At 58.4% G+C, this 23,610-nt stretch carries 26 protein-coding genes; 17 read left to right on the top strand and 9 right to left on the bottom strand.

From position 1 onward, the window contains the following. Positions 1 to 6: 6 nt before the first annotated feature. Positions 7 to 1,332: a metallophosphoesterase gene (locus HL45_RS15210; protein WP_049971893.1), complete on the bottom strand. Its 1,326-nt coding sequence runs from the start codon at positions 1,330 to 1,332 to the stop codon at positions 7 to 9. A gap of 143 nt (positions 1,333 to 1,475) precedes the next feature. On the opposite strand from HL45_RS15210, the gene HL45_RS15205 reads away from it, so the two are divergent. The 7 genes from HL45_RS15205 (at position 1,476) to HL45_RS15175 (ending at position 6,826) form a co-directional block, all read left to right on the top strand. Then, positions 1,476 to 1,880 carry a 30S ribosomal protein S6e gene (locus tag HL45_RS15205; protein ID WP_049971892.1) on the top strand — a complete coding sequence of 135 codons (405 nt, stop codon included), beginning with the start codon at positions 1,476 to 1,478 and terminating at the stop codon, positions 1,878 to 1,880. Between the two features lie 42 nt (positions 1,881 to 1,922). After that, positions 1,923 to 2,360, top strand: coding sequence for a DUF7112 family protein (locus tag HL45_RS15200; protein WP_049971891.1), 438 nt, complete (start codon positions 1,923 to 1,925; stop codon positions 2,358 to 2,360). After that, positions 2,357 to 2,776 (top strand): DUF5807 family protein, encoded by a 420-nt coding sequence (locus HL45_RS15195; protein ID WP_049971890.1) that lies wholly within the window; start codon positions 2,357 to 2,359, stop codon positions 2,774 to 2,776. The genes HL45_RS15200 and HL45_RS15195 overlap by 4 nt, the downstream gene beginning before the upstream one ends. A gap of 100 nt (positions 2,777 to 2,876) precedes the next feature. Continuing rightward, positions 2,877 to 4,295: an ATP-binding response regulator gene (locus tag HL45_RS15190; RefSeq protein WP_049971889.1), complete on the top strand. Its 1,419-nt coding sequence runs from the start codon at positions 2,877 to 2,879 to the stop codon at positions 4,293 to 4,295. 66 nt (positions 4,296 to 4,361) lie between these two features. Then, positions 4,362 to 4,625: a hypothetical protein gene (locus HL45_RS15185; RefSeq protein WP_049971888.1), complete on the top strand. Its 264-nt coding sequence runs from the start codon at positions 4,362 to 4,364 to the stop codon at positions 4,623 to 4,625. Positions 4,626 to 5,011: 386 nt separating this feature from the next. Further along, positions 5,012 to 6,502 carry a hypothetical protein gene (locus HL45_RS15180; RefSeq protein WP_049971887.1) on the top strand — a complete coding sequence of 497 codons (1,491 nt, stop codon included), beginning with the start codon at positions 5,012 to 5,014 and terminating at the stop codon, positions 6,500 to 6,502. Positions 6,503 to 6,682: 180 nt separating this feature from the next. Further along, positions 6,683 to 6,826: a YHS domain-containing protein gene (locus HL45_RS15175; RefSeq protein ID WP_049971886.1), complete on the top strand. Its 144-nt coding sequence runs from the start codon at positions 6,683 to 6,685 to the stop codon at positions 6,824 to 6,826. A gap of 81 nt (positions 6,827 to 6,907) precedes the next feature. Here the strand turns inward: HL45_RS15175 and HL45_RS15170 are convergent, their stop codons facing one another. Further along, a complete protein-coding gene (locus HL45_RS15170) occupies positions 6,908 to 7,699 on the bottom strand; it encodes a BtpA/SgcQ family protein (RefSeq protein ID WP_049971885.1) in 792 nt (263 codons plus the stop codon). Positions 7,700 to 7,811: 112 nt separating this feature from the next. Here HL45_RS15170 and HL45_RS15165 point away from each other — a divergent pair, with 112 nt between their 5' ends. Beyond that, the gene (locus HL45_RS15165; RefSeq protein ID WP_049971884.1) at positions 7,812 to 8,825 is read left to right on the top strand and encodes a phosphotransferase family protein; all 1,014 of its coding nucleotides are present in this window, start codon (positions 7,812 to 7,814) and stop codon (positions 8,823 to 8,825) included. A gap of 42 nt (positions 8,826 to 8,867) precedes the next feature. On the opposite strand, the gene HL45_RS15160 is transcribed toward HL45_RS15165, so the two are convergent. From HL45_RS15160 to HL45_RS15140, 5 genes are all read right to left on the bottom strand, one after another. Continuing rightward, positions 8,868 to 10,001 (bottom strand): DHH family phosphoesterase, encoded by a 1,134-nt coding sequence (locus HL45_RS15160; protein WP_049971883.1) that lies wholly within the window; start codon positions 9,999 to 10,001, stop codon positions 8,868 to 8,870. 63 nt (positions 10,002 to 10,064) lie between these two features. After that, positions 10,065 to 10,901, bottom strand: coding sequence for a M14 family metallopeptidase (locus HL45_RS15155; RefSeq protein WP_211250865.1), 837 nt, complete (start codon positions 10,899 to 10,901; stop codon positions 10,065 to 10,067). A 129-nt stretch (positions 10,902 to 11,030) separates the two neighbouring features. After that, positions 11,031 to 11,828, bottom strand: coding sequence for an ABC transporter permease subunit (locus tag HL45_RS15150; RefSeq protein ID WP_049971882.1), 798 nt, complete (start codon positions 11,826 to 11,828; stop codon positions 11,031 to 11,033). Continuing rightward, entirely contained in the window at positions 11,825 to 12,736 is a 912-nt protein-coding gene (locus HL45_RS15145; RefSeq protein ID WP_049971881.1) for an ABC transporter ATP-binding protein, read from the bottom strand. Before HL45_RS15145 ends, HL45_RS15150 begins: the two co-directional genes overlap by 4 nt. A gap of 36 nt (positions 12,737 to 12,772) precedes the next feature. Then, on the bottom strand, positions 12,773 to 13,207 hold the full coding sequence (locus tag HL45_RS15140) for a universal stress protein (RefSeq protein ID WP_049972073.1): 435 nt from the start codon (positions 13,205 to 13,207) through the stop codon (positions 12,773 to 12,775). Between the two features lie 254 nt (positions 13,208 to 13,461). On the opposite strand from HL45_RS15140, the gene HL45_RS15135 reads away from it, so the two are divergent. Then, positions 13,462 to 13,917 carry a universal stress protein gene (locus tag HL45_RS15135; RefSeq protein ID WP_049971880.1) on the top strand — a complete coding sequence of 152 codons (456 nt, stop codon included), beginning with the start codon at positions 13,462 to 13,464 and terminating at the stop codon, positions 13,915 to 13,917. A 71-nt stretch (positions 13,918 to 13,988) separates the two neighbouring features. Further along, positions 13,989 to 14,522 carry a DUF7529 family protein gene (locus HL45_RS15130; RefSeq protein ID WP_049971879.1) on the top strand — a complete coding sequence of 178 codons (534 nt, stop codon included), beginning with the start codon at positions 13,989 to 13,991 and terminating at the stop codon, positions 14,520 to 14,522. Here the strand turns inward: HL45_RS15130 and HL45_RS15125 are convergent, their stop codons facing one another. Then, positions 14,523 to 15,206, bottom strand: coding sequence for a DUF5806 family protein (locus HL45_RS15125; protein WP_049971878.1), 684 nt, complete (start codon positions 15,204 to 15,206; stop codon positions 14,523 to 14,525). 84 nt (positions 15,207 to 15,290) lie between these two features. Here HL45_RS15125 and HL45_RS15120 point away from each other — a divergent pair, with 84 nt between their 5' ends. Both HL45_RS15120 and HL45_RS15115 read left to right on the top strand, forming a co-directional pair. After that, entirely contained in the window at positions 15,291 to 15,659 is a 369-nt protein-coding gene (locus HL45_RS15120) for a universal stress protein (RefSeq protein ID WP_049971877.1), read from the top strand. Next, positions 15,656 to 16,180, top strand: coding sequence for a GNAT family N-acetyltransferase (locus HL45_RS15115; RefSeq protein ID WP_049971876.1), 525 nt, complete (start codon positions 15,656 to 15,658; stop codon positions 16,178 to 16,180). Before HL45_RS15120 ends, HL45_RS15115 begins: the two co-directional genes overlap by 4 nt. Before the next feature lie 7 nt (positions 16,181 to 16,187). On the opposite strand, the gene HL45_RS15110 is transcribed toward HL45_RS15115, so the two are convergent. Then, positions 16,188 to 16,643, bottom strand: a complete 456-nt coding sequence (locus HL45_RS15110) for a hypothetical protein (protein WP_049971875.1) — start codon at positions 16,641 to 16,643, stop codon at positions 16,188 to 16,190. Positions 16,644 to 16,769: 126 nt separating this feature from the next. Between HL45_RS15110 and HL45_RS15105 the strand changes: the two genes are divergently transcribed. From HL45_RS15105 to HL45_RS15085, 5 genes are all read left to right on the top strand, one after another. Next, positions 16,770 to 19,226 (top strand): ABC transporter ATP-binding protein, encoded by a 2,457-nt coding sequence (locus HL45_RS15105; protein ID WP_049971874.1) that lies wholly within the window; start codon positions 16,770 to 16,772, stop codon positions 19,224 to 19,226. 283 nt (positions 19,227 to 19,509) lie between these two features. After that, positions 19,510 to 21,195, top strand: a complete 1,686-nt coding sequence (locus tag HL45_RS15100) for an ABC transporter substrate-binding protein (RefSeq protein ID WP_049971873.1) — start codon at positions 19,510 to 19,512, stop codon at positions 21,193 to 21,195. A 49-nt stretch (positions 21,196 to 21,244) separates the two neighbouring features. After that, positions 21,245 to 22,258, top strand: a complete 1,014-nt coding sequence (locus HL45_RS15095; RefSeq protein WP_049971872.1) for an ABC transporter permease — start codon at positions 21,245 to 21,247, stop codon at positions 22,256 to 22,258. Next, positions 22,255 to 23,217, top strand: coding sequence for an ABC transporter permease (locus HL45_RS15090; protein WP_049971871.1), 963 nt, complete (start codon positions 22,255 to 22,257; stop codon positions 23,215 to 23,217). The genes HL45_RS15095 and HL45_RS15090 overlap by 4 nt, the downstream gene beginning before the upstream one ends. Further along, positions 23,217 to 23,576 (top strand): DUF7268 family protein, encoded by a 360-nt coding sequence (locus HL45_RS15085; protein WP_049971870.1) that lies wholly within the window; start codon positions 23,217 to 23,219, stop codon positions 23,574 to 23,576. The genes HL45_RS15090 and HL45_RS15085 overlap by 1 nt, the downstream gene beginning before the upstream one ends. Positions 23,577 to 23,610: the final 34 nt, after the last annotated feature.

Raw genomic sequence — 23,610 nt, 5'->3', positions numbered from 1 at the left:
CGGCTTTTACTCTTTCGACGTTGATTCGACAACCGTTTTTTCCGACCCCTCGATAACAGTTCGGTCAGGAATTTTCGGGTCGGATTTCGGTCTGCGCGAAAGCAGTCGTTGCAGCAGCGTGAGCTCGTTCGGCGCGTCCTTCTGGATTGTGTGGTACTCCACGATTACGCTTCCGTCTTCCTCGCCGATTCGGAAGTAGTTCAATTGGAACGAGGGGTAGTACACCGGTGGGAGGAGCCCGACCCACGTCGGGGTTCGGTGCAGTCGCTTGAGCCACGTTCCGGTGTTGATGATAACGCGTTCGCCGACGTCCGTGAGCGAGACGCGATGGGTGTGGCCGTAGATGAACGCCACGACGTCGGGATACTCCTCAAACACGTTTTTCGCGGCCTTGACGTAGGGCGTATCGGGGTTTTCAGTTGGCTCGTCCGACCGGACGAGGTCGAACCGTTCGAGCGTTTTCCGCGCGTCACGGACGAAAAAGTAGAGTGGAATCGAGATGATGAACAGGAGGCTGACGACTACGAGATTGACGAAAAAGACGAACTCGATGAGACTTCCGACGAATCCCAAATCCCGAAGTATCTCGGCGGTGACCCTCGTTGCCGTGTTTGCACCGAACAAGCCACTGTCCCCGATGAGCAAAACGACCAGATAGATGAGGCTCACGTTGAACAGGAGCAAGAACGGAAGCGCGGCATACCGAAGAAATGGACTCATCTCTCGATAGAAGTAGTTCGACGCTATCCAATCCGGAATCTCTTCGAGCGGCGTGAGCGACTGGATATCTTTCAGCCAGTTGTACCTCCCACGCCCCGAGAGTTGTCCGGCCTTGCTCGTGATATGGCGATTGACGAAGTATCCGAGAGGGTTCGCTCGTGGATTGCCGAAATCCGGCATTCGGTTATGTGCGTCTTGTTGCATCCCGTGTTCTATCCAAATTTTCCGCTCGGCGACGGTTCTGACGAGCGAAAGTGTCGGGTCGAGGATGACGTTGAACTCCCGTAATCGCTCGATGTATTCTGTATAGCCCGCCAGTTCGGCATCGTGATTGCCCGGAATGAGCGTGATGGTGACGTTCTCACCGGTCTTCCGAAACTGCTCGAACAACTGCGGATGATGGCTCACGAGTTTGTCGAACTTCGCTATCCCATCCGTCTCGGTGAACTCCCACAGTCCGAAGGCATCGCCGAGAATTATCAGTTCGGCGTCCTCGTCCGCCGATTCGAGCGTTTGAAGAAACTCGATGAACTCGGTTTCGAACTCACACTCCTGTAGCTGTTCGTCGCCCCCCACGTGAAGGTCGCTGACGAAGTAGTAGACGTCGGCCATGCTCCCCGCAAGGAACACATCGTCCCACTCTAAAGGGGCTTCGGCGAACGTTGCCGTTCGTGCGCCGCTTCGGCCACTAGCACGTCACACGTGCACCGCTCAAAATCGTATTCCTTTTAGGGAGCGACCGTCATCGTTTCCGTATGGCAAACTTTCAGGTCGTCGTTGCGGATCCCGACTCCGGAACGGCCTATCAACGCGACATCGACGGACAGGATGCGAACCGATTCCTCGGCAAATCCATCGGCGAGGACGTAGACGGCGGTGCCGTCGGACTTGACGGCTACACGGTCGAAATCACGGGCGGTTCCGACAACGCTGGCCGACCGATGCGCGGCGACGTCAACGGCCCGAACCTCAAAGACGTGCTCCTCGAAGGCGGCACGGGCTACAACCCGAAACGAGACGGCGAACGACGCCGTATCTCCGTTCGCGGCAAGGAAATCAGCGAGGCAGTCGCCCAACTAAACGTCTCGATTTCGGAGCGCGGCGACCAGTCCGTTGACGAACTGTACGGCGAAGGCGACGACGAAGAAGACGACGAGTAATTCGTCGGAGCACTCAAACACTTACACTGTCTTTTCATCACCATGACCCAGCGGGTTTCTAGCGAGACGACCGAAACAGTCCGGGCGACGATGGCACAAGCGGGTGCGACGAACCGTCCACGAATCGAGATTCCAGCGGACGAAGCGGACGCGTTTCCGGCAGACGAAATCGTGCGTTTCGTCGCGGACGAATCCGAATACCGCGCTCGAATCGAGCGCCCACTGACCGGCGACGGCCGCCTGATTCGCGGTCTGTACGACACGCCACGAATCGCCCGGAATCCGGGAGAGGGCGAGAACCGACTCTCCGAATGGTTCGCCGAGAGCAACCGCCAGTTCGGCGGGTCGGTTCTCGTGGACGTCGTCGAAGAAGGATTCAAGTACGGCATTCGGAATCCCGGCGAGCGCGCCGTCTACGAGGCGACGGAAGCGCCGAACGAAAGTCTCGCCGACATCGCAAAGCAGGTGGACGACCAATGAGCGCGGACAAACGCGCGGAATTTTTGGCGGGTGAGCGCACCAACGACGTGGCGCTCTTTCTCGCCGACTCGTTCGTTTCGAACGAGTCGATTACCGACTACGGCGAGTCGGTTCCCGGTGGAACGCTTCTCATCGTTTCGGGTGACACTGGTCGAAGCATCTTCCAGAAGGCGACGGGAATGGAGGCGATGGGCTTTGCAAAGCAGGCGATGGGAACCGAAGGAGACATCGCGGCCGACCTCTCCGGTGCGGACTGTCCGGACGGCGACCACGATGTTGAGTTCATCTTCGCGTTCGCGGAAGAACAAAACGAGGATGTCGGTGGACTCTACGGCGAGGGGGACGTGATTCACGCCTACGCCTACTGCACCTGCGGAACCGCATTCTCCCACAAATGGGTGGCTGGCGACCGATAGTTCAGTCGTGATTTCTCGTCCTATCCTTGTTTCCACAATAGGTCGCTGAAATAAATAGGTTAATTATATATCTTACGGCCACTTTCGGAAAAACGACTCCATGCCGAGTGTAGAGGATATATCGACGAGGAGGAATCTACCAATCGGGATTCGCGTTCTTCATGTTGACGCCGACGAAGCGGTTCTGCAAGCGTCTCGGGAGTCTCTCGAACGCGAAAACGACATCGACACGGTCGTCCCTGTTACGAGCAACGACGATGCCATCGACTATCTTTCAGAGCATCATGCAGACATCGACTGCGTCGTCAGCGATTACGACCCGGAGTGCGGTTCCGGGTTAAAACTGCTCGACACCGTCAGAGAGCGGTGGCCGAGTCTCCCGTTCATCGTCTTCACCGGCAGCGGAAGCGAAGACGTAGCGAGCAGAGCGATGTCTTCGGGCGCGACCAACTATCTGCAAAAAGGGACGACGGACACCAGATTACTTTCGCTCATCTCGCAAATCCGTCAGGCTGTTTCCCATCGCCGAACCGAAAAGGAGGTTCACCGTGGCTTCCGGGCTATCGAGATGACCAACGAAGGTATCGCTCTTCTCACGAACTCGTTCGATTTCAACTACGTCAACGAGGCCTACGCGGATCTGTTCGGCTACGACCAAGAAACGCTCATCGGACTGGGATGGGCCGAGACGATGTCCGACGAGTCGGTCGAGCGTCTCCGCTCCGACATCGTCCCGACGGTCGATTCGGAAGGGGAATGGACGGGCGAAGTCACCGGCCAAAATCACGACGGAAATACGCTCACGCTAACTCTTTCCATATCGACCATCGCAGAAAACGAGTACGTCTGTGCTGTTCGCGACGTGACCGAACGAAAGGAGCGCGAAGAAGAACTCATTCAGGAGAACGAACGCTTAGACAAGTTTGCGAGCAAGGTTTCACACGACCTCAGAAGTCCGTTGAGCATTATTTACGGCTATCTCAACGTCGCTCGGAAGACGGGCAAAGAGGAGCATTTCGACGAAATAGAAGCGGCCGCAGACCGCATCGAGGCCATCATCACCGACCTGTTGGAGGTCGCTCGGGAGGGCCAAAAGGAACTCGACCGCGAAGTCATCCATCTTCACGACTTCGTCGAGCATATTTGGGACGGTATCGAGAGCGGGGAAGCCACGCTCTATCTTACGTTCTCCGACGTTCGAATCGTCGCAGACCACGGCCGTCTGACCGAACTGTTCGCCAATCTCTTTCGAAACGCGGTCGAACACGGTGGCAACGACGTCGCCATCTCGGTCGGAACCACGGACAACGGCTTTTACATCGAAGACGACGGTTCCGGGATTCCGGAAGAACAGCGCCAAAGCATCGTCGAATCGGGCTACTCCACCGCCGATAGCACCGGACTCGGTCTGAGTATCGTTCAGGAAATCGCCGATTCTCACGGGTGGAAAATGCACGTCGAGGACAGCGACGAGGGCGGTGCGCGCTTTCGTTTTTCGGGCGTCGAATGCACACGGTGATACCGATAGTCCAGACGTTTTGCTCGCGTCGATACCGACTTTACTTTCGGTGGCATCTGTTCACGTATGGCAACGCGCGTACCCATCTCGGACTGGGACGCAGTCTCCGACAACCTTCGCCGGTTCGCCCCAAACGTCGATGGATACGAGGCAAAACTCATTGCCAGAATGGGTGTTGCCCGATTCACCATCACTCGGGATGGACACGTCACCGCAGGAATGCCGCTGCACGATTTCGACGGCCGGGCCGATTCGCTCGTCTTCGACCACCGTGCTGGCGCGATTCGAATCGAGCGCGCCGGGGTGACCTACGTATTCCGCAGGCCGTAGAACGAGCACGAATGACGGAGGGGTGAGACGACCCCGCGATTCGGGTAGCAACCGCGTACAATCGACGCTATCTCCTATTTTCATCGACTATTGAGTCGGTAGACACACCATACGCCAGTTCGCTTCGGTCACCTTCTTGTTTCATCGACAGGGGAATCTACTCGTCGGGCGTCAATTTTCATTCGCTCGCCGCTTCACTCGTACTATCGTTCTGATACTCTCACACAAATGGTTTTCATACAACAAGTCAACGGATGACACCATACTTCTATACAGTCTCGGGATAATTATTCTATAAAACCGCGTTGTAGGCACTTATTACTGCGTAATTATTCTATCAGACTGCTCATAACAAAGTGTGAATCCGTTTTCCACCATTTTGTAGCATGCCAAAAAACAACGGCAACCAGAGGAAGCTTAATCGCAGAGACTACGTAAAAGGGATAGCAGCAGCCGGTATCGGTGCCGCTACCGTCTTTTCCGGTTCGGCGGCGGCCCGAACGAACGCGAACGGTGAGGACGTGTATCTTGTTTTCGGTGCCGACACGTCGTCAGACCTCGAATCGTGGCTGGCAGACCGCGCTGGTGACCTGCAATCCAGTTCGCAGGAGTCGAACTCCGAAGTCATCCAATATCAGGATGTCAACCAACTGAACGTCAACCAACAGGAGAACGCTGTCGCAATCTCCATCGATGGCGGGCAGGCGGATGCGATTCAGCGCACCTACCAGAACAACACGAACACGCAGAAAGGCGACGCAGAGTCGATAAACGCCAAGAAAGAAAAGAAAGAACACACCTTCGAAGATGTCAAACACGCGTACATCGTCTTCGCGGGTGACTCCGATTCGCGCGAATTCTCCGGCTGGGTCGTCAGCGACGACGTCTTCCAGAGCAAACAAAGCGCGGAGGCGGACATCGAGCAAAAACAGGAGGTCGAACAGGCCAACTACAACAGTCAGAGTACCGCCGTCGCCATCTCGGAAGGCGGTAGTTACTCCCGGTCATACCAGCGAAGCTACCAAGAAAACAACAACGTACAGACGGCGAAAGCACTGGCGGCGAACGTCGGCGACGGCGACAGTCAGAAGGCAGATTCGTCGGTTGCACAGTGGCAGGATGTCGACCAACTGAACGTCAACGAACAGGGTATCGCCGTCGCAATCGCAGTCGGTGAGGGCAGCACCGCCAAGGCGTGGCAGGTGAGTTGTCAGTTCAACACGAACAAGCAGGTTGCGAAGGCGGCCGCGATAAACTTCGACCCGAAATCGATGGACGAGGCCAAGGCAATGGCCAGAATGAAGGGCGACTTCTCGGAGTCGGACGTAAAGCGGATGGACGACGGCGCGAAACAGTCGAACACGCAGGATGCGGAGGCGGACATCGACCAATGGCAGGACGTCAATCAGCTTAACATCAACCTGCAGAACGCCGCCGTTTCGGTCGCTCTCGACGCTAGCGTCGCAACAGCCACGCAGGCGAGCTACCAAGCGAACCTCAACGCGCAAGTCGCGGAGGCGACCGCGGTGAACTTCGAAGATGGCGGTTGGAAGGCCGCAACGGTGCTGAATGGTACGGACGCCAAAGGCGACGGTTCGTGGGCAGTCAGCTACGACAACGGTGGCAAACAGGTCAACAAGCAGGCGGCCATCGCCAACATCGACCAAGAGCAGTACGTCGAACAGTTGAACGTCAACGAACAGTACAGCGCTGTCGCGTTCGCGGTGAAAGACGGCAACGCGTCGGCAGAACAGCTCAACTATCAGCTCAATCAGAACGAACAGATAGCCGAATCCGACGCGAGCAACGAAAGCGACCAAAACGACGGCAAGAAAGACGACGGCAAGAAGGAGAAGGACGAAAAGTGCGCGGCGTAACCGAATGAGCTGATTCGAAGGCAAAGTAGGGCGTTCTCGACGAACGCAAGACGCACTTTTCCCACCGAAAACGTGACCCTCTTCTTTCGAGGACGACGGTTCCGCGGTCGCTGAACCGACTCCAACGTGGCCGAAACGACCATTGACGAGCAGGTTGTGCCTCGAAATCGGTGAATCACGATGGCCGAATGTCCCGTCTGCGGAATGGACGTCGATGCGGACGACCCGCCAGCCCAAACCGAGTACGAAGGCGAAACCTACGTCTTTTGCGAAGGAATGGGATGTAAGGAAACGTTCGAAGAAAACCCGGAGCAGTACACCTGAAACTGGTCGTGAGTGGCGTCGGCAGCAGGCGGTGCCATCCTTCGGGATGACGCCGCGATTTCCGCGCAGTGCTGCTTCCGCTTACGCTCGGCGAACGAGTTCCGAAACCCGCGATTCGTCCACTTCGTTCGTCGTCTTCCCCTCTTCTTTCAGCGCGGTTCCGACGATTGCGCCGTCGGCGATTTCCAACAAGTCGGCCACGTTTTCCGTCGTGGTTCCACTGCCGACAAGGACGGAGGCGTCCGAACTGGCTTCGTCTCGAACCGAGACGACCGATTCGAGCAGGTCGGTATCGACTTCGTGTCCGGTTCCGACGCCGCTCACGACCAGTCCGTCCGCGCGTCCGCGCCCGAGGGTTTCGTCCACGAGTTCGGTCAGCGGTCGCTCGGCCAGCGGTGCCGAGTGTTTCACGTCGATGTCGGCGAGGATTTTCACGCCAGAGTCGATTTCGTCCCGAAGCCGCAGGGTTTCGTGAGCATTTCCTTCGACGACACCTTGGTCGGTCAGGCGCGCTCCGGTGTGGACGTTCACACGGATGAAATCCGCGCCGCCAGCGGTCGCAATCGACAGGGCGGATTCGGCGTCGTTTCGCAGGACGTTCACGCCGAGGGGGCAGTCAACCGCCTGCCGGAGTTCGGTGACGATGCGAGTCATCGACGCGACGACGTGTTTTGGCACGTCGTCGGGGTAAAACGGCGAATCGCCGAAGTTCTCCACCATGATTGCGTCAACGCCGCCGGATTCGAGTGCGTGCACGTCAGTGAGCGCGCGGGTTCGAATCGCATCGAAACTACCGCCGTAATCGGGCGAACCGGGGAGGGCAGATAGGTGAACCATGCCGACGATGGCGTCGTCAGTTTCGAAAATGCTCATACCGGGTTGTCGTTGCGCCCCGGATTAAGCGACCCGAGTTTTATCGATTGCTGTTGACGATTCGACACCAAAAGACTTCTACCGCCGTAACGACGAGCGAACTATCGTTGCTATGACCGGAACGAGTCCGGATGTCGAGGTCGTCCCTCGAATGGTCGAAGAGATTCTTGACGGTCGGCAAGTGGTGGACGTAACAGCGGCCGAAGAAGGCACTGACGACGTTTTCTTCGTGACCGTCGAGATGCCAAACACCAGCCGGGAGTGCGTGCTGAAAGCCCGTTCGTTCGTTAACCCGCCCGCGTTTCGAGTCGAACCACGAGTCATCGACTTCGTGAGTCGTCGAACCGAGATTCCGGTTCCGGATGTTTTCGGCTACGTGGACGACCACGACGACCTGCCTGCGCCGTTTTTCCTGATGGGCCGCGCACCCGGCGAGCAGATTTCCGGCCCGGAATCGCTCACCGACGACGCGCTCGAACGAACCGCACGCGATGCGGGAAGACATCTCGGCGAACTCCACTCTTCAGCGTCGTTCGATGGTTATGGGCGACTTCGTGCAGGGGTAGATGTCGATAGCGAACCGACCGTCGGCGACCTCGCGGTCGCCGACCCCGCCGAAGAGTTGCCATCGGCGCTTCGACGCTCCGCGGAGGGCGGATTCGAACGTATCGAAGAAACCCGGTTTTCCGACATGCTCGGCGACCTCCGTGCTGGCCTCGACACGCATCTCGACGCGGTTCCTGCTGACTCCGAACCGGTACTCATCCACGCCGATTACCGATTCGGAAACCTACTCATCGACCCCGAAACTGGTGCGGTTCGAACGGTTCTCGACTGGGGGAACCCGTCCACTGGTCACAGCGAATACGACCTCGTCCAAACAGAACAGTATCTCTGCGGGCGACTCCCGCTCGACGCTGACCGTCGCCATCTCGTCCGAAACGCGCTCGAAGCAGGCTACGGTGAGACGAACGACCTCTCGCGCGACGAGGGATTCGACGCGGTTCGACGCGCGTACCTCTTCATCACGCAACTCTGGCCGCTCGCGTGGTTCGACCTTTGGTACGGCGGAGACGACGAGATTGCAGAACAACAACGAAAACTGATGCGGTCACTTCTCCCCTGAGCGCCTTCCTTTTTCGTCGATTGCCGTGTCGCTCGACTGTTACTACTCGTTCGATTCGTCTTCCGTTTCTGTCTCTTCCGCTTCTGCCTCTTCTTCTGTTCTTTCGTCATCTTCGTGTTTCAGGCTCCAGAACGCCTCTAGAATGACCTGTTTCGCCACCGCACCCTGCGTCGTCCAGTGATGGGCGTAATCCAGCATGTCGTCGTAGATGCTCGGTTTGCACCCCGCGGCTTTCGGGTGGCCGCCGCCGTTGACCTGCCGGGCGACTTCGTGGCATCGCTGGAACTCGTCGGTGCCCCGGATGCTCGCGCTTCCGGCGGGTTTGACGACCACGGAGGCGTCCGCGCCCTGTTCGCGCATCGCTTCTGCAACTTCGTTCTGTGAACAGCGGCCGTAGGTAACGCCGACCGTCCAGTCGCCGATTTCTTTCATGTCGGCGCGCTCCACTGCACGCTCGACGAGAGCTTCTTTCTCGACGCGCTGTTCGGCGAGAAAATCGAGCACCGCTTCCGGGAAGTCCGCGCCGTGCTCCTGAATCACGTCCATGTACTCTTCCGGTTCCGACCAGTAGGAGTAGTCCGCGAGGTCGTCGCTTCGCGTGTCTTCGCGGAGCCAGAGGTCGTGGTCGCGCGTGACGACTGAGAGTTCGACGAGATAGTCGGGGAACTCGTAATCGAGCGACCGAGCGACCACATCCGCCGTGCACTCCTCCTCGGATTCGCCGACGACGAGTTCGACGCCTTCGGCGCGAACTGCGTCGGCGACGGCGTCGTCCCACTGGTGGTGGTCGTACCAGAACACTTCGTCGGCCTCCTCTACGAGAACCTCCAATTCCGCCGCGATTTCTTCGTAAGTGTCCGGACAGAGGTCGCAGACGAAAACGGTCGCGCCGGGTTCGCTGTAGGCGACGACCCGTTCGAGTGCGTTGCCGAGGTCGTGCGGCCCTGCGTCGATGAGCGCGCCTTCGCCGTATGCTTCGCGGATTAGCGCCGTCGCGGCCAGTCCGTCAGCGTCCGGGTCTGCCACCACTGCGACTTCAGCACCGGTCAGCGTTTCCTGTGCCTCCTGTTCCTCTCGATGCTCTTCGAACGAGTCGGGAATGAAAAATCCCTCACCGGGGAGTAGCGATTTCCGTTCCAGCGAGAGGTTGTCGTCGTCGATAACCCAATCTTTCATACCTCTTCTCTGGTGCGCGACGCAAAGAGTTCCCGGTTCTGCGGGCGAGACGTTTTTTCTCGCCTACTCGTACGTCCTGTCCATTCCGTTTCGTCGAAGCAGGTGGCGAACCATGTTGAGCGTCCAGTTGACGCGCGTGTCGAGGTCAGTTCCGTATCGCGTCGTCTCCACGATGTAGCCGGGGATGTACATGTCCGCGAAGACTTTGTGAATCAACAACGGGTGGTCGCCGTCGATGAGGTTCCCGCGTTTGAACTCGTAATATTCGGGGAACGAGTCGTCCAGATGATGCTCGTTCATGTACTTTGCCGTCATCGTCGCGTCCACGTCCGCACCTTCCGAAAGCGTGGGGTAGATGGCTTGTCCGTCGCCGTCAGGGCCGTCCGATTCTCGGTAGAGTCCCTTCGAACTGTGAAGGTTGAGCACCGTTTTCGGATTGTGTCTGTCGATGGCGCTCCAAATCGCTCTGGCGAGCGCGGTTCTCGGTTCCTTTCCGGGAGTGAATTTTCGGTTTAGGTTGCCGTTATCGTTCGAATACGTCCCGCGCTCGATGGCGACCGGGTTCGCCCGCGGAATCACCACCAGTGTTCCTCTATCGACCGACCACGTCGCAACGTCGTCCGCCGCGCGATAGCCGCTTTCCTCGTTGCCGTGAATGCCGCCGACGACGACTGCCGTCGGGCCGGGTTCACCGGATTCCGTTACGTACACGTCAGTTTCTTCCTCGGTTCCGGTTCGAATCGTGTACGACGAATCCTCTCCGCTTGCTGCCCCGGTTCCTGTGAATCCGACCGTCGTTGCCGCGAGTGCCGCGCCCGACTTCACCAAAAAGTCCCGCCGCGAACCGCTCGTTTCGAATCTCGAATTGTCCGATTTTTCTGTTTGGTTGTCTCTAACCATTTAGCAATTATACAACAACTCTCTCCCGCTTATTATTTTCTTATAAACTAATAAATATTATTCTAAATAGTACGTGCTGTTCCAGTGACGGTGGAATTTTTGGTGACGACGGTTCCCCTTCTTGAGCAATCAGAGATCTGTTTGATTGAACTTCAGATAGCCAAACACGACGGGGATAACAGCCCACGCGATGAGAACGAGAATTGCGAACCAGCCAGTCTCGTAAAACGACCCGACTGTCCCATTCGAGTGTACGACAGTATCGATGCCGGTCGAATACGCCTGAATCGGACTCAGGCTGTCGATGAAACTCGCCCACTCCGGGCGTCCACCGCGGGGCGTCGAAAAGCCGTTCAATACGTATCGGAACAGTTGTGGAATGGACGACCAGCCAATCAGCGTCAACATGAAGAAACCGACGCTCGTCGCCATCGCGCGATTACTCGTCGGTGATACCGCCGAAAAACAGACTGCTGCTCCCGAATACGCCGCCGCGAGGAGACAGACGAGGACGATAAACACGATGTAACTCGCAATTGAGAATCCCCCATCGAACGCCAGAAACACGACGGTTGCAACGAAAATGCCGATACACGTCGCCGTTCCGACGACCATCGCCCTTCCGGCGGCGATTCCCGCGACGACATCGCGGCGGGTGTAGGGCTGTGCGAGGAGCAGTTTGAGGCTCCCTAACTCGCGCTCCCCGGCGATTGCATCGTAGCTCATCATGAGCGCTGCCAGCGGAACCAGAAAGACGACGAAGCCGACCGCACTGAAAAAGTCGGCGTCGCCGGGCGTGCTGTTCCCGCTCATTCCCATATACACCGGCACGGTGAGGAAAATGACGAACGCGACGGCCGCGGTTCCGAGCGACCATTTCCGGTAGGAATCCAAGAAATCCTTCTTCGCTAACACGCGCCAGTTCATGCCGACACCTCTGCAGTGTAGGTAGCGAACAGTTCTTCCAGTGACGCCTCGTCCGTATCGAAATTCTCGATTGTACTGCCAGTGGCTTCGATGGTATCGAGGACGGTTTTCTTCGCTCGCTCGCTGCACGCGACCACAACCGTCGTTCCGTCGGCCGAAACCTGCGCCACCCCGTCGATACCCCGCACGTTATCGATGGTTTCCGCGGAGTAGCGGTCTACCTGTACGGTGAGCGTTGCATCGGTTTGCACCGTCTGTCGAAGACCGTCGATGGTGTCTACCGTGACTAACTCGCCGCTTTGCAGGATGGCGACTCGGTCACAGACCGCTTCGACCTGTTCCAGAATGTGGCTTGAGAAGAAGACGGTCGTTCCTCGGTCACGCTCCTCGCGGATGATTTCGCGCATGGCGAGTGCCCCGTTCGGGTCGAGTCCCGTCGTCGGTTCGTCGAGAATGAGCAGATCGGGGTCGCCGACGAGCGCCATTCCGAGAACGAGTCGCTGTGTCATTCCCTTTGAAAACCCTTCCGTCCGCCGGTCTGCGGCATCGGGGATGCCGACCCGCCGAAGCAGTTCGTCCGGGTCGCTGTCAACACCCCGAGATTCGGCGATGAATTCGAGGTGCTGTCGGGCGGTTAGATAGTCGTAGGTACGATAGCCATCGGGTAGCACCCCGATACGTTCGTGAACTCGGCGCGTCTCGTGCTGTGCATCGTAACCGAACACGCGAGCGGTTCCGTTGGTCGGGCGGACGTAATCGAGAAGAATGTCGATAGTTGTCGATTTCCCCGCCCCGTTCGGGCCGAGGAAGCCGAACACTTCTCCTTCCTCCACGGTGAGGGAGAGGTTTCGGAGGGCGACGACGTTCCCGAATCGTTTGGCGACGCCGTCCAATTCGATAGCGGACATACCGCAAAAATTGCAGCCGGATGATATAAACTTTGGTCACGCCTCGCCGGGGTCGAGTTGCCGGACAGTCATCACGGGCGTCGGGCAAGTACGGACGACGCGTTCCGCGACGCTTCCGATGAGGAATCGGTTCTCGCCGTGGCGTCCTCTGGTTCCCGTTGCGACCACGTCGGCGTCATTGTCGCGGACGTACTCGCGGATTTCTGCGGCAGGGTTGCCTTCTCGAACTGCGGTAACGACGTCGCGGTCGGCGTGATCGCGCACTGATTCGAGTGCAGTTTCGCCCTGCGATTCGAGCGCGGCGTGCAGTTCGTCTCGGAGCGTTTCGGGTGAGGATTCGACCTCACCTGCGTCCACGACGTACAGCGCGTGAACTTCGGCGTCGAACTTGCGCGCGAGGTCAAGCGCGACCGTAACCGCACGCTCCACGCTTTCGGAGCCATCGGTGGCGATGACGACGGTGTCTATCATGGTTTCTTCTTCCGTTTGCATCGTTGTTAAAGTGTGAGGTCGTATATTGCGTCAACCAAAACTGCTAAGTGTTATGTTATACGTTATCAATACGCCCGACGGGGCAAGGTTGCACCCAAACCGCAATCACACCCGATTGCGGTTTGTTGGTATCGAACCGAACGTTCTCCCGTACTGTCTCGGATTTCGAGAGCCGTGCCGATTTCGCACCCAGTGAGAGAAGGTTTTTTGCCTCCCTGCACGCACCCACGGATATGACCGCGTCGCCAGTCGAAGTGAATACGGTACTCGTTCCGGTTGACGGGAGCGACGAATCGGTGCGAGCAATCGAGTACGCAGTCGCTATCGCCGAGAAGTACGACGCGCGCGTCCACGCGCTCTACGTCCTCGGCGAGGAGATGACCCGCGCAGTCGAGACAGGTGCCGTCGAAGAGGAGGATGTCGTCGTCGAAACCGAATCGTTCATCGACAGTGCCCACGACGTCGCGGACGACGCGGACGTCGAACTCAGCAACTCCATCGCGCTCGGATTCTCCACCATGCGCAAACTCCAGCATCCCGGCAGTGCCGTCCTCGACTGCGCGGACGAAATCGACGCCGACTTCCTCGTCATCCCGCGAGAACCACTTTCCGGCGAACCCGGCGAAGTGCTGGAGAAGGCCGCGGAGTACGTGCTGTTGTACGCCAGCCAACCCGTGCTTTCGGTCTAACTTTTCTCCGTCTGATCTTCTCGAACCGCGATGACACAACGTTTTTACCCGAAAAAGCCCCGAATCGGTGTATGGACGGGACGACGCCGAATACCACGGCGCACTCACGAGCGATGCCGTTTTGGGAGGACGTTCTCGCCGACATGGAAGCCACGGCGGAGGACTACGAACAGTCGGGATGGGACGTCGTACAACTCCATCCGGGCGACGTGACGCCACGTTGGACTGAAGACCACGACGAGTTCGGACTGGACGTACTCGTCCCGAACGACGAGTTCGACGCGGTTTCCGACCTGCTCGATTCCGGCGTCGAGTTCGACGCCTTCGAGGCGTTCCGCGCGACGGGTGACTCTCTCGTCTTCGTCGTCGTCGTCATGGAAGACCACGACACCGAAACCGCGGTCTGCTATCCGACGTACTACGACGTGCGAGGGGCGGAACAAATGCTACAGGATGCGATGAACGCGGGCGTGATGTATTCGTTCATCCGAACCTTGACCGAAGACCGCGTTCGATTCACGCACGACGACCCCGCGGTGTTCCAACCGCCGGAACCGGAGCAAGAAGCCGAAACGGACGACTCGGCGACTGACGCTGACGAATAGTTACTCGTTTTCGCCGATTTCGTGGCCGCAGTGCGGACACTCCATCTCGTCGTGGCGCAACTGCTCGCTTGATTCGCGCACTTCGCGCATCACGTCCGAAATTCGGTCTTCGGCGGCGAGTTCGTCGTCAACCGAGAGATCAACGCCCTCGACTTCGAGAAGGAACTTCGCCACCTCGGTCACTTCGTACATCACGTCGTCCAGTTCCTCGGCGGTGAAAAACCCGGACATCGCGCCGTAGAGGAACGTCGCACCCGCTTTCCTGACTTTATCCTCGAACGCAGACCGCGCTTGATTGACCGCCTGCGGGGTGTAGGTGTCGGTCATGAACGGGATGAGATACGGCAGGTTGTTGCCAATCTTCGTCATCTCGACGCCCGTTTCGGTTCTGAAATCTGCACAGAGTCGAGCGATTGCCCACTCGCGCGCGGTGATATACGTCCGGTCGCGCAGGAACTCGTTGACGCGGTCGTACTCCGCGCCGTCCATCTTCTTGAACCGCGCATATTTTTGTACGTCCGGCGGGAGTTCGGGAGCGGAATCCGCGGATTCCGCTCCTTGCGCGCTTGATTCTGTATTTTCGTCCGTATCACTAATTCCGTTCGGCTCGTTCATTTCGTCCGCTTCGCCCATCTCGTTCGAGTCCTCCGTGTCGCGTTCCGGCGGGGAGGGGTCGTTTGACATACGCCGTCGTTACCGAGCGGGGTGCAAAAGCGTATCGCAGTATCGCACCCAACTGTTTTGGCAGATGCCGGGCATGGGGGTAGTATGAAAGTATTGTTGGGAATCGGTGGAAGTGAAGACTCTTTCACCGCACTGGAACAGACGGTATCGCGCGCCGTTCTCGCGGACGACGACCTGACGGTCGCCGTCCTCGACAATCCGGAGAGCGACCGGACGAAGGACGAAATCGGCGAGAAGGTCGAAACCGTGCTCGCGGACGCCGACTTAGACGCGACAGTACGCGACGTGTCGGGTGACCCTGGAAGCCGACTGCTCGACATCGCCGAAAGCGAGGGCTACGACCAAATCGTTCTCGGCGGCGGCCAGCGCAGTCCGATGGGGAAAATTCGACTCGGCCACATCGCCGAGTTCGTCCTGTTGAACTCCCACGTCTCGGTGAAACTGGTACGATGAACGACCATCGACGTTTTCCGGACGAACCCGCAGGGCCGTTTCCGGAACCGCCGCTTTCGTTCAACGACCGTGAGGAGCGCGAGATAGAAATCCGAGCGTTCGAAGACGACGTGGAACCGCTCGTGGCGATGTACTCCGATTTCGACCCCGCCGACCGCGCACAGGGGATTCCCCCGGCCACGGAGTCACGAGTCCGAAATTGGGTCGAGACCCTGACCGACGGCGACGGCTACAACGTGGTCGCGTGGCACGGCGACGAAATTGCGGGCCACGCGACCCTCGTTCCGGACGGTGACTCCGCCTACGAACTCGCCATCTTCGTTCATCAGGACTACCAGCGCGCGGGAATCGGATCACACCTCATTCGCACACTACTCGGCTACGGACGACAGCAGGATGTCGATAAAGTGTGGCTCACGGTCGAACGCTGGAACCGCGCCGCCGTGAACCTCTACCGGAACGTCGGATTCGACACCGCCGACGCGGAGAGTTTCGAGTTGGAGATGGTGTTGCGGTTGTAATTCCAGACTACTGTTTTTCGCTCGGTTTTATCTCGAAATCGATGCACAGGTACGGATTCGAACCAAGATAGACGAATCGGTGTTGTCCCGGCGAGAGTTCTCGAAGGAGACCGTACGTCCCGAAATCGGCGACTGCATCCCGTCTTATCGGTAGTTCTATGGCTTCCGAACTACCCGGGGACAGAGCTAATGCCGCCAACGGAACGCCGTTCGCTGTTGTCCCGACGAGTTCTACCCATCCGGATTTGGTTTCTTCCAAAAGTGTAAACGGGTGTTCTGGGCTAACGATTACTTCTCTCTCGGAAACATTCTCTATCGTGACCGTAATCGTCCGCCCAAATTCGACGGCCTCCCTGTCCGCCGAAAGCCGCAACCATTCGTCTTCGACTTCCACGAGTCTGTCGTCGTCCAGCGTGTACTCCGCCACTGATTTCGGGGAATACAATTCGGATACCCGTTTCATACTGTCCTGCACACTCCGCCTAGACAACAACCTTCCTTCGTCGATGGCCGCTTTCCTCGTTCGTATGCCGCGTGCTACATACAACCGAACGATTTTTGCTAACAGGAAAAGGATACCCGCGTAACTGTGACCGATTTACTGTCCATCTCGAATCTCAAGACGCAGTTCCACACGGAGCGGGGAACGGTCAAGGCGGTGGACGACTTCGAACTGACCATCCGCGAGGGTGAGACGGTCGGACTCGTCGGCGAATCGGGGTCGGGAAAGAGCGTCACCGCGCTCTCCGCGATGCAACTCATCGACGACCCGGGCGAAGTCGTCTCCGGCGACATCAAGTTCCAAGACGAGGACATCGCTTCCGAGTTCGCGGATAAGTACCCGGAAGGCGTCGGAAAGTTCGTGTTCCCCGACGAGGGCTACATCGACTTCATGAACGCTCCCGAACCCGTCATGCGAGACATCCGGGGTGGCGAAATGGGGATGATTTTCCAAGACCCGATGACCTCGCTCAATCCCGCGCTGACCGTGGGCGAGCAAGTCGCGGAAAGTCTGCGACTCCACCAGTACGAGGGCAAACGAAACGACAACTGGTGGAACGCGGTTCGTGAAATCGCGCCGAAACTCGGTGATGACAGCATGGACGAAGACCTCCTCCAGGACACCATCGACATCCTGCAGGAAGTCGGGATTTCCGAGCCAGAATCCCGCGTCGAGGAGTACCCACACGAGTTCTCCGGCGGGATGCGCCAGCGCGTCCTCATCGCCATCGCGCTCGCCTGCAAACCGAAACTGCTCATCGCGGACGAACCGACGACCGCGCTGGACGTGACGATTCAGGCCCAGATTCTCGACCTCATCAACGATTTGCAGGACGAACTGGGCATGTCCGTGTTCATGATTACGCACGACCTCGGCGTCGTCGCCGAAACCTGTGACCGCGTTGCGGTAATGTATGCGGGCGACCTCGTGGAAGTCGGCCCGGTTGACGAGATTTTCCACAATCCGAGCCACCCCTACACCTACGCGCTGCTCGAATCCATCCCGCGCGAGGACAAAGAGCGCCTGACGCCAATCGACGGCAACGTTCCCGACCTCATCGACATGCCCGAAGGGTGTCACTTCGCGCCGCGCTGTCCGTGGGCGAAACCGGAGTGTACGCAGGGCGAAATTCCGAGTCTTCAACACGGCCCGGACGGCGTTGACCATCGCGCGAAATGCGTTCTCGAAGATTTCGAGGAGCAAGAGTACATCGAGGAACACGAGAGTATTTCGACCGAAGGACACGAAACCGGCGAATCGCTGGTGACGGTTGACCAACTGAAAAAACACTATTCCCGGGCGGACGATTTCCTCGACAAGTGGCTCGCAAAGGAGAATCAGAGCGTGAAAGCGGTCGATGGCATCTCTTTCGACATCTACGAGGGCGAGACGCTCGGCCTCGTCGGCGAATCTGGGTGTGGTAAATCGACCGCCGGTCGCTCGCTCTTGCGCCTCGAACAGCTGACGGACGGGCGCGTCGTCTTCGCGGGAACCGACCTCGGCGGGTTGGACAGCACGGAACTCCGCGAGACACGAAAAGACATGCAGATGATTTTCCAAGACCCGCTGTCCAGTCTTGACCCGCGGATGACGGTCGAACAAACCATCGCCGAACCGCTAAAAATCCATGGCCTTGCGAAAGGTAACCGCGACGAGCGCGTTACCGAACTGATGGAGAACGTCGGTCTGGAACCGGGTCAGCGCGACCGTTATCCCCACGAAATTTCGGGCGGTCAGCGCCAGCGCGTCGGCATCGCCCGCGCACTGGCGGTTGACCCCGACTTCATCGTCGCCGACGAACCGGTTTCTGCGCTGGACGTGTCCGTGCAGGCCCAAATCATCAACTTGCTGGAAGATTTGCAGGAGGAGTTCGGGTTGACCTATCTGTTCATCGCGCACGACCTCTCCGTGGTTCGCCACATCTCAGACCGCATCGCGGTGATGTACCTCGGCGAAATCGTGGAAGTCGCGGACACCGACGAACTGTTTGCCGACCCGAAACACCCCTACACGCAGGCGCTCCTCTCGGCGATTCCGGAACCCGACCCGCGAGCGGACACCGACGACCGAATCATCCTCGAAGGCGACGTTCCGTCGCCAATCGACCCGCCGAGTGGCTGTCACTTCCGAACCCGTTGTCCGAAAATCATCCCGCCGGAAGGCATGGACATCGACCAGCGGGCGTTCCGCGAAGTGATGGATTACCGCGAACGGGTCGAAGACCGCTCCATCAACCTCGACTCCGTGCGCGAGCAGGCAGCGGAAGGCACCGCTCCAGTGCAGGAAGCGACCGCAACCGACGGTGGGTCGGTGGCTAGCGGTTCCTTCCGCGCCGTCCTCTGGAGTCGCCTGTTCGACACCGAACCGACGGGCGAACCCCGCGAGATAGTCGAACAATCGTTCGACCATCTCGAAAACGGCGATTGGGAGTCTGCCGAGTCGCTCCTCCGTGAAAACTTCACGAGCATCTGCGAACACAACAGTCCAGTGCTACAGAACAGCGCACACCCCTCGGCGTGCCATCTCTACGACCAACCCGAATAGCTGGATTTCGTGTACCTTTGTGTATTTTTGCCCGAATGTGGTGACAATACTCGGGTAGTCTGATTGATTTTATCACCCCATCCGCGACCGAATCCAAAACTAACGTGGCGCATCAAAGATTTCATACCGTTGCCAAAAGTGGAATTTCGGCGGCTTATTTTGAACTCGAAAGATAAATCACCGACTACTAATCACTTTCACGACGTATTATGTGTTGATCCATATGAATATATTCTACTATCGGTTCGGTATGTTTATATGGAACATAGAAACACTGTGACGTATGGCGTCACGAAACAATGTAACAGACAGACGTAGTTTCCTCAAAGCGGCGGGCGGAGCGGCCGCCGCCGCATCGCTCGCCGGTTGTCTCGGCGGCGACGAAGGAGACGACGGAAACGGCGATGGCGACGGCAACGGCGGTGGACTGCTCTCCTACGCGCGTGGGAGTGACTCCAGTTCGCTCGACCCGCAGGCGACGACCAGCGGTGAGGACGCGAAGGTGATGAACCAGATTTTCGACCGCCTCATCCACTTCAAGCCCGGAGAAACCGCGCTCACCGAAGGTCTTGCGACGGATTTCAACCTCGACGGCCAGACGGCGACGCTCCAACTCCGCGAGGACGCAAAATTCCACAACGGCGAGGATTTCACCGCAGACGACTTTCTCGCAACCTACGACAGATTCCTCAAGGAGGACTCGGAACACTACATCGACAACCACTACGATGGAAAAGGAAACGCGTCCATCTACGGTAATTACCTGCTCGGCAAGGTCAACAATGTGAGTGCCGACGGCGATTACACGCTGAAGTTCGAACTCGGGGAGCGATACGCGCCGTTCCTCGCCAACCTTGCCGTATTCGCACTCGCGGTGCTCTCGAAGAAACAAATCCAAGAGAGCGGCGGCCAGATTGCCAGCAAGCCGGTCGGCACCGGCCCGTTCGAACTGGACAACTGGAACACGAACCAAGGCCGCATCCGACTCACGGCGAACGGCGACTACTGGGGCGACGCGCCCAATGTGAATGAAGTAGTCTTCGACGGCGTTCAGGACAACGGTACTCGCGCACAGCGACTCCTCTCCGGAGAATCCCAGATTGTTGACGGCCTCGGCGCACAACAGGCGAAGCAGATTGAGGGTGGCGACGGCGTCACGCTCGAACGGACGGAAGGCCTGAACGTCGGATACATGGCGTTCAACATGTCGCGCGTCGAAGCGTTCCGCGACAAGAACGTCCGAAAGGCTATCAGCCACGCCATCAACACGGAAGCCATCGTGGAGAACATCTACGAGGGACTCGCCGTCCAGTCGAGTCAGCCGATTCCACCGGGAGTCATGGGCTACAACGACAGTCTTGACCCGTACCCGTACAACCCGGAGAAAGCCCAAGAACTCCTCAACCAGACGGACTACGCCGACGGCTTCTCGTTCGAACTGTCGACGATGAACAACCCGCGTCCGTACTTCCCGTCACCCGTTCAGACGGCGGACACGGTTCGTTCGAACCTCCAAGAAATCGGCATCGAAGTCACCGTCAACGAACAGGTGTGGGACCCGTACCTCACCTACACGTCCGAGGGTAAACACGACGCCTGTTTCCTCGGTTGGATGACCGACAACGGTGACCCGGACAACTTCTACTACGCACTGCTCCACCCACAACCGAAAGACGGCGTCGAAGCCTCCGAAGACCAAGATTGGATGGCGTGGGAAGACATGAACAACACGAGCAACAACGCCGCGTGGGCGAACAACGAGTTCATGAGCCTCATCGAGGAAGGACAGAAGAAGTACGGCGACAGCGAGCGCGAGCAAATCTACAAAGACGCCGGAAAAATCGCGCACGACGAAGCACCGTGGGTGTACGTCACCCACACCGAGGAACTTCGCGGTGTCAGCAACGACGTGAGCAACTTTACGCTTGCGCCAATCAGCGGACCGTACCTCAATTTGGTTGAACTATAACGACCGAAGAACGCATCTTTTTTGGTGACCGATAGCATGCGTTTGGATAATGATTAGCAAGCGCTTTCTCCTAAAGCGTATTCTGTTGCTGATCCCGGTTTTGTTGGGCGTTGCGACGTTCGTTTTCGCAATTCTCCATCTTTCTCCGGGGAACCCGGCGCGGTCGATGGCCGGTCAGCGCGCATCGGAGGAGTTCGTTCGTCAGATAGAACGTGACTTGGGACTCGACCAACCGATATGGGTGCAGTACGGAGAGTTCCTCTTCAACACCCTCAAGCTCGATTTGGGTCAGTCGTACAACCTTCGGCGAGGCGTTCCGGTCACCACGATTCTGGGCGACAAACTCCCGACAACCATCGAGATGGCGATTATCGGCCAGATAATCGGTGTTTCGATAGGTATCCCGCTGGGGATTATCAGCGCGGTCAAACAGAACTCGTTCACCGACCACTTCACGCGGGTCGGTGCACTGACGGGAATCAGCGTGCCTATCTTCTGGAGCGGCCCGCTTCTCATCCTCCTGTTCGCTCAGATGCTCGGCGTCCTTCCGACGAGCGGCCGTATCGCGGCGGAGCATTCGATACCGGCGATAACCGGTTTCATTACGCTCGACACACTGCTCGTGCTTGAGTTCGATGCGTTCGTATCCGCAATTCGGCACCTCTTCTTGCCGTGCCTCGTTCTTGGCATCTACCAGATGGCGCTCATCTCCCGGATGATGCGCTCGTCGATGCTGGAAGTCGTCCGGCAGGATTACATCCGAACTGCGCGCGCCAAGGGGCAGGGAATCAAAATCACCCTGATGAAACACGGCCTTCGGAACGCGCTCATTCCGGTGATTACGGTCATCGGTATTCAGTTCGGTTCACTGCTCGGCGGTGCGGTGCTGACCGAAACCGTGTTCGGTATCTCGGGCGTCGGCCGACTGCTGGTGGACGCCATCACTGCCGGTGACTACCCTGTCGTGCAAGGTACCGTGCTGGTATTCGCGCTCCTGTTCACGCTGGTTAATCTCGGCGTTGACATCACATACTCCTACCTCGACCCGAGGATCGAACAATGAGTACGCAATCACAATCCGAAGAACAGCAGACGCGCGGAGTCGTCGAACGACTCCGTGCCTCGCCGTTCCTCTCACAGCTTCTGTCGAATCGTCTCGCCGTGGCCGGCCTGTTCATCATCCTCTCGATGGTGGCAATCGCCCTCTACGCGAGGTTGTTCCTCGACCTCGGGGTAATCACGACCTCGCAACTCGGTAGCGCCCCGTCGATGCAAGGGCCGTGCGGTCATCAGTCGCTCTCGGGGTCGGTCGGTTCGCTCGGTTCCTGTGAATACCTCTTCGGAACCGACATCCAGAGCCGTGACATCTTTCCCCGCGTCATGTACGGTGCGTGGCTGGCGCTGAAATACGGTACCATCACGGTCGGTGCCTCGACGGTTCTCGGCGTCGGACTCGGCATCATGGCGGCCTACTACGGCGACCTCACCGACAACGTCATCATGCGGACGATGGACGTGCTGCTCGCGTTCCCGGCGCTCTTGCTGGCGCTCGCGCTGGTCGCCATCTTCCCGAACGATTGGGGACTCTGGCGTGCAGTCGTCGCACTGACGCTCGTGTACACGCCGCGGTTCGCCCGCGTCGTCCGCGGTGCGGCGCTGAAAGTGCTCGAAGACGAGTACATCGACGCGACGGTCGCACTCGGCGCAACCGACCCGCGGGTGCTCGTGCGGCACATCCTGCCGAACTCGCTCGCACCCATCACGGTGCAGAGTACGCTCAACTTCGGGCTGGCCATCATCGACCTCGCGGCGCTCTCGTTTCTCGGATTCGGTGCGCAAGCGGGGACTCCGTCGTGGGGGCTGATGCTTTCGAACGGCGTCGAAAACGGCTTGCTCTCCGGCGAGTGGTGGTGGTCGTTCTTCCCCGGTCTGTTCCTCGCCGTGACCGTGCTGGGCTTCAACCTGCTCGGCGACGGCATGCGCGACGCACTCGACCCCCGCATGCGTGAAACGGTAGACTGATGGATTCCCTCGGTGCGGTGCTCTTTTCGCGCGCTCGCTTCGCCGCCCGGTTCGGGTTTCTCGGGTTCGCGTTGGGCGCTGTTGCTCTCCTCGCCGCCGTGTTGTTGGGCGATTCGGTGCGGTTCGCCAGCGCGAACGTCTTCGCACTCGGTGCGCTCGGGTTCGCTATCGGCCTCCTCGGGTGGTCGGGTTCGGTGTTCGCGGGTGAGGCCATCGAAAACATGAACGAACAACTCGATTCGAACTCGGACTGGACGGAGGCGGACTCCCGTCGTGCGATGACGGTCATCGGTAGTATCGGTGCTGGCTGGATGGTCGGCGTGAGTGCGATGACGCCCGTCTTGCATGCGGCATATTAGGCCGTAAGCTTTTTGTCTAAATATCATAGTTAAG

Source organism: Haladaptatus cibarius D43 (assembly GCF_000710615.1).
GTDB lineage: Archaea > Halobacteriota > Halobacteria > Halobacteriales > Haladaptataceae > Haladaptatus > Haladaptatus cibarius.
The sequence above is the reverse complement of the archived record's forward strand: the minus strand, read 5'-3'. Positions and strand labels throughout refer to the sequence as shown.

Coding starts and splice junctions, on each gene's coding strand:
- HL45_RS15210 (WP_049971893.1), bottom strand. CDS start 1,332: ATGGCCGACGTCTACTACTTCGTCAGCGACCTTCACGTGGGGGGCGAC.
- HL45_RS15205 (WP_049971892.1), top strand. CDS start 1,476: ATGGCAAACTTTCAGGTCGTCGTTGCGGATCCCGACTCCGGAACGGCC.
- HL45_RS15200 (WP_049971891.1), top strand. CDS start 1,923: ATGACCCAGCGGGTTTCTAGCGAGACGACCGAAACAGTCCGGGCGACG.
- HL45_RS15195 (WP_049971890.1), top strand. CDS start 2,357: ATGAGCGCGGACAAACGCGCGGAATTTTTGGCGGGTGAGCGCACCAAC.
- HL45_RS15190 (WP_049971889.1), top strand. CDS start 2,877: ATGCCGAGTGTAGAGGATATATCGACGAGGAGGAATCTACCAATCGGG.
- HL45_RS15185 (WP_049971888.1), top strand. CDS start 4,362: ATGGCAACGCGCGTACCCATCTCGGACTGGGACGCAGTCTCCGACAAC.
- HL45_RS15180 (WP_049971887.1), top strand. CDS start 5,012: ATGCCAAAAAACAACGGCAACCAGAGGAAGCTTAATCGCAGAGACTAC.
- HL45_RS15175 (WP_049971886.1), top strand. CDS start 6,683: ATGGCCGAATGTCCCGTCTGCGGAATGGACGTCGATGCGGACGACCCG.
- HL45_RS15170 (WP_049971885.1), bottom strand. CDS start 7,699: ATGAGCATTTTCGAAACTGACGACGCCATCGTCGGCATGGTTCACCTA.
- HL45_RS15165 (WP_049971884.1), top strand. CDS start 7,812: ATGACCGGAACGAGTCCGGATGTCGAGGTCGTCCCTCGAATGGTCGAA.
- HL45_RS15160 (WP_049971883.1), bottom strand. CDS start 10,001: ATGAAAGATTGGGTTATCGACGACGACAACCTCTCGCTGGAACGGAAA.
- HL45_RS15155 (WP_211250865.1), bottom strand. CDS start 10,901: ATGGTTAGAGACAACCAAACAGAAAAATCGGACAATTCGAGATTCGAA.
- HL45_RS15150 (WP_049971882.1), bottom strand. CDS start 11,828: ATGAACTGGCGCGTGTTAGCGAAGAAGGATTTCTTGGATTCCTACCGG.
- HL45_RS15145 (WP_049971881.1), bottom strand. CDS start 12,736: ATGTCCGCTATCGAATTGGACGGCGTCGCCAAACGATTCGGGAACGTC.
- HL45_RS15140 (WP_049972073.1), bottom strand. CDS start 13,207: ATGATAGACACCGTCGTCATCGCCACCGATGGCTCCGAAAGCGTGGAG.
- HL45_RS15135 (WP_049971880.1), top strand. CDS start 13,462: ATGACCGCGTCGCCAGTCGAAGTGAATACGGTACTCGTTCCGGTTGAC.
- HL45_RS15130 (WP_049971879.1), top strand. CDS start 13,989: ATGGACGGGACGACGCCGAATACCACGGCGCACTCACGAGCGATGCCG.
- HL45_RS15125 (WP_049971878.1), bottom strand. CDS start 15,206: ATGTCAAACGACCCCTCCCCGCCGGAACGCGACACGGAGGACTCGAAC.
- HL45_RS15120 (WP_049971877.1), top strand. CDS start 15,291: ATGAAAGTATTGTTGGGAATCGGTGGAAGTGAAGACTCTTTCACCGCA.
- HL45_RS15115 (WP_049971876.1), top strand. CDS start 15,656: ATGAACGACCATCGACGTTTTCCGGACGAACCCGCAGGGCCGTTTCCG.
- HL45_RS15110 (WP_049971875.1), bottom strand. CDS start 16,643: ATGAAACGGGTATCCGAATTGTATTCCCCGAAATCAGTGGCGGAGTAC.
- HL45_RS15100 (WP_049971873.1), top strand. CDS start 19,510: ATGGCGTCACGAAACAATGTAACAGACAGACGTAGTTTCCTCAAAGCG.
- HL45_RS15095 (WP_049971872.1), top strand. CDS start 21,245: ATGATTAGCAAGCGCTTTCTCCTAAAGCGTATTCTGTTGCTGATCCCG.
- HL45_RS15090 (WP_049971871.1), top strand. CDS start 22,255: ATGAGTACGCAATCACAATCCGAAGAACAGCAGACGCGCGGAGTCGTC.
- HL45_RS15085 (WP_049971870.1), top strand. CDS start 23,217: ATGGATTCCCTCGGTGCGGTGCTCTTTTCGCGCGCTCGCTTCGCCGCC.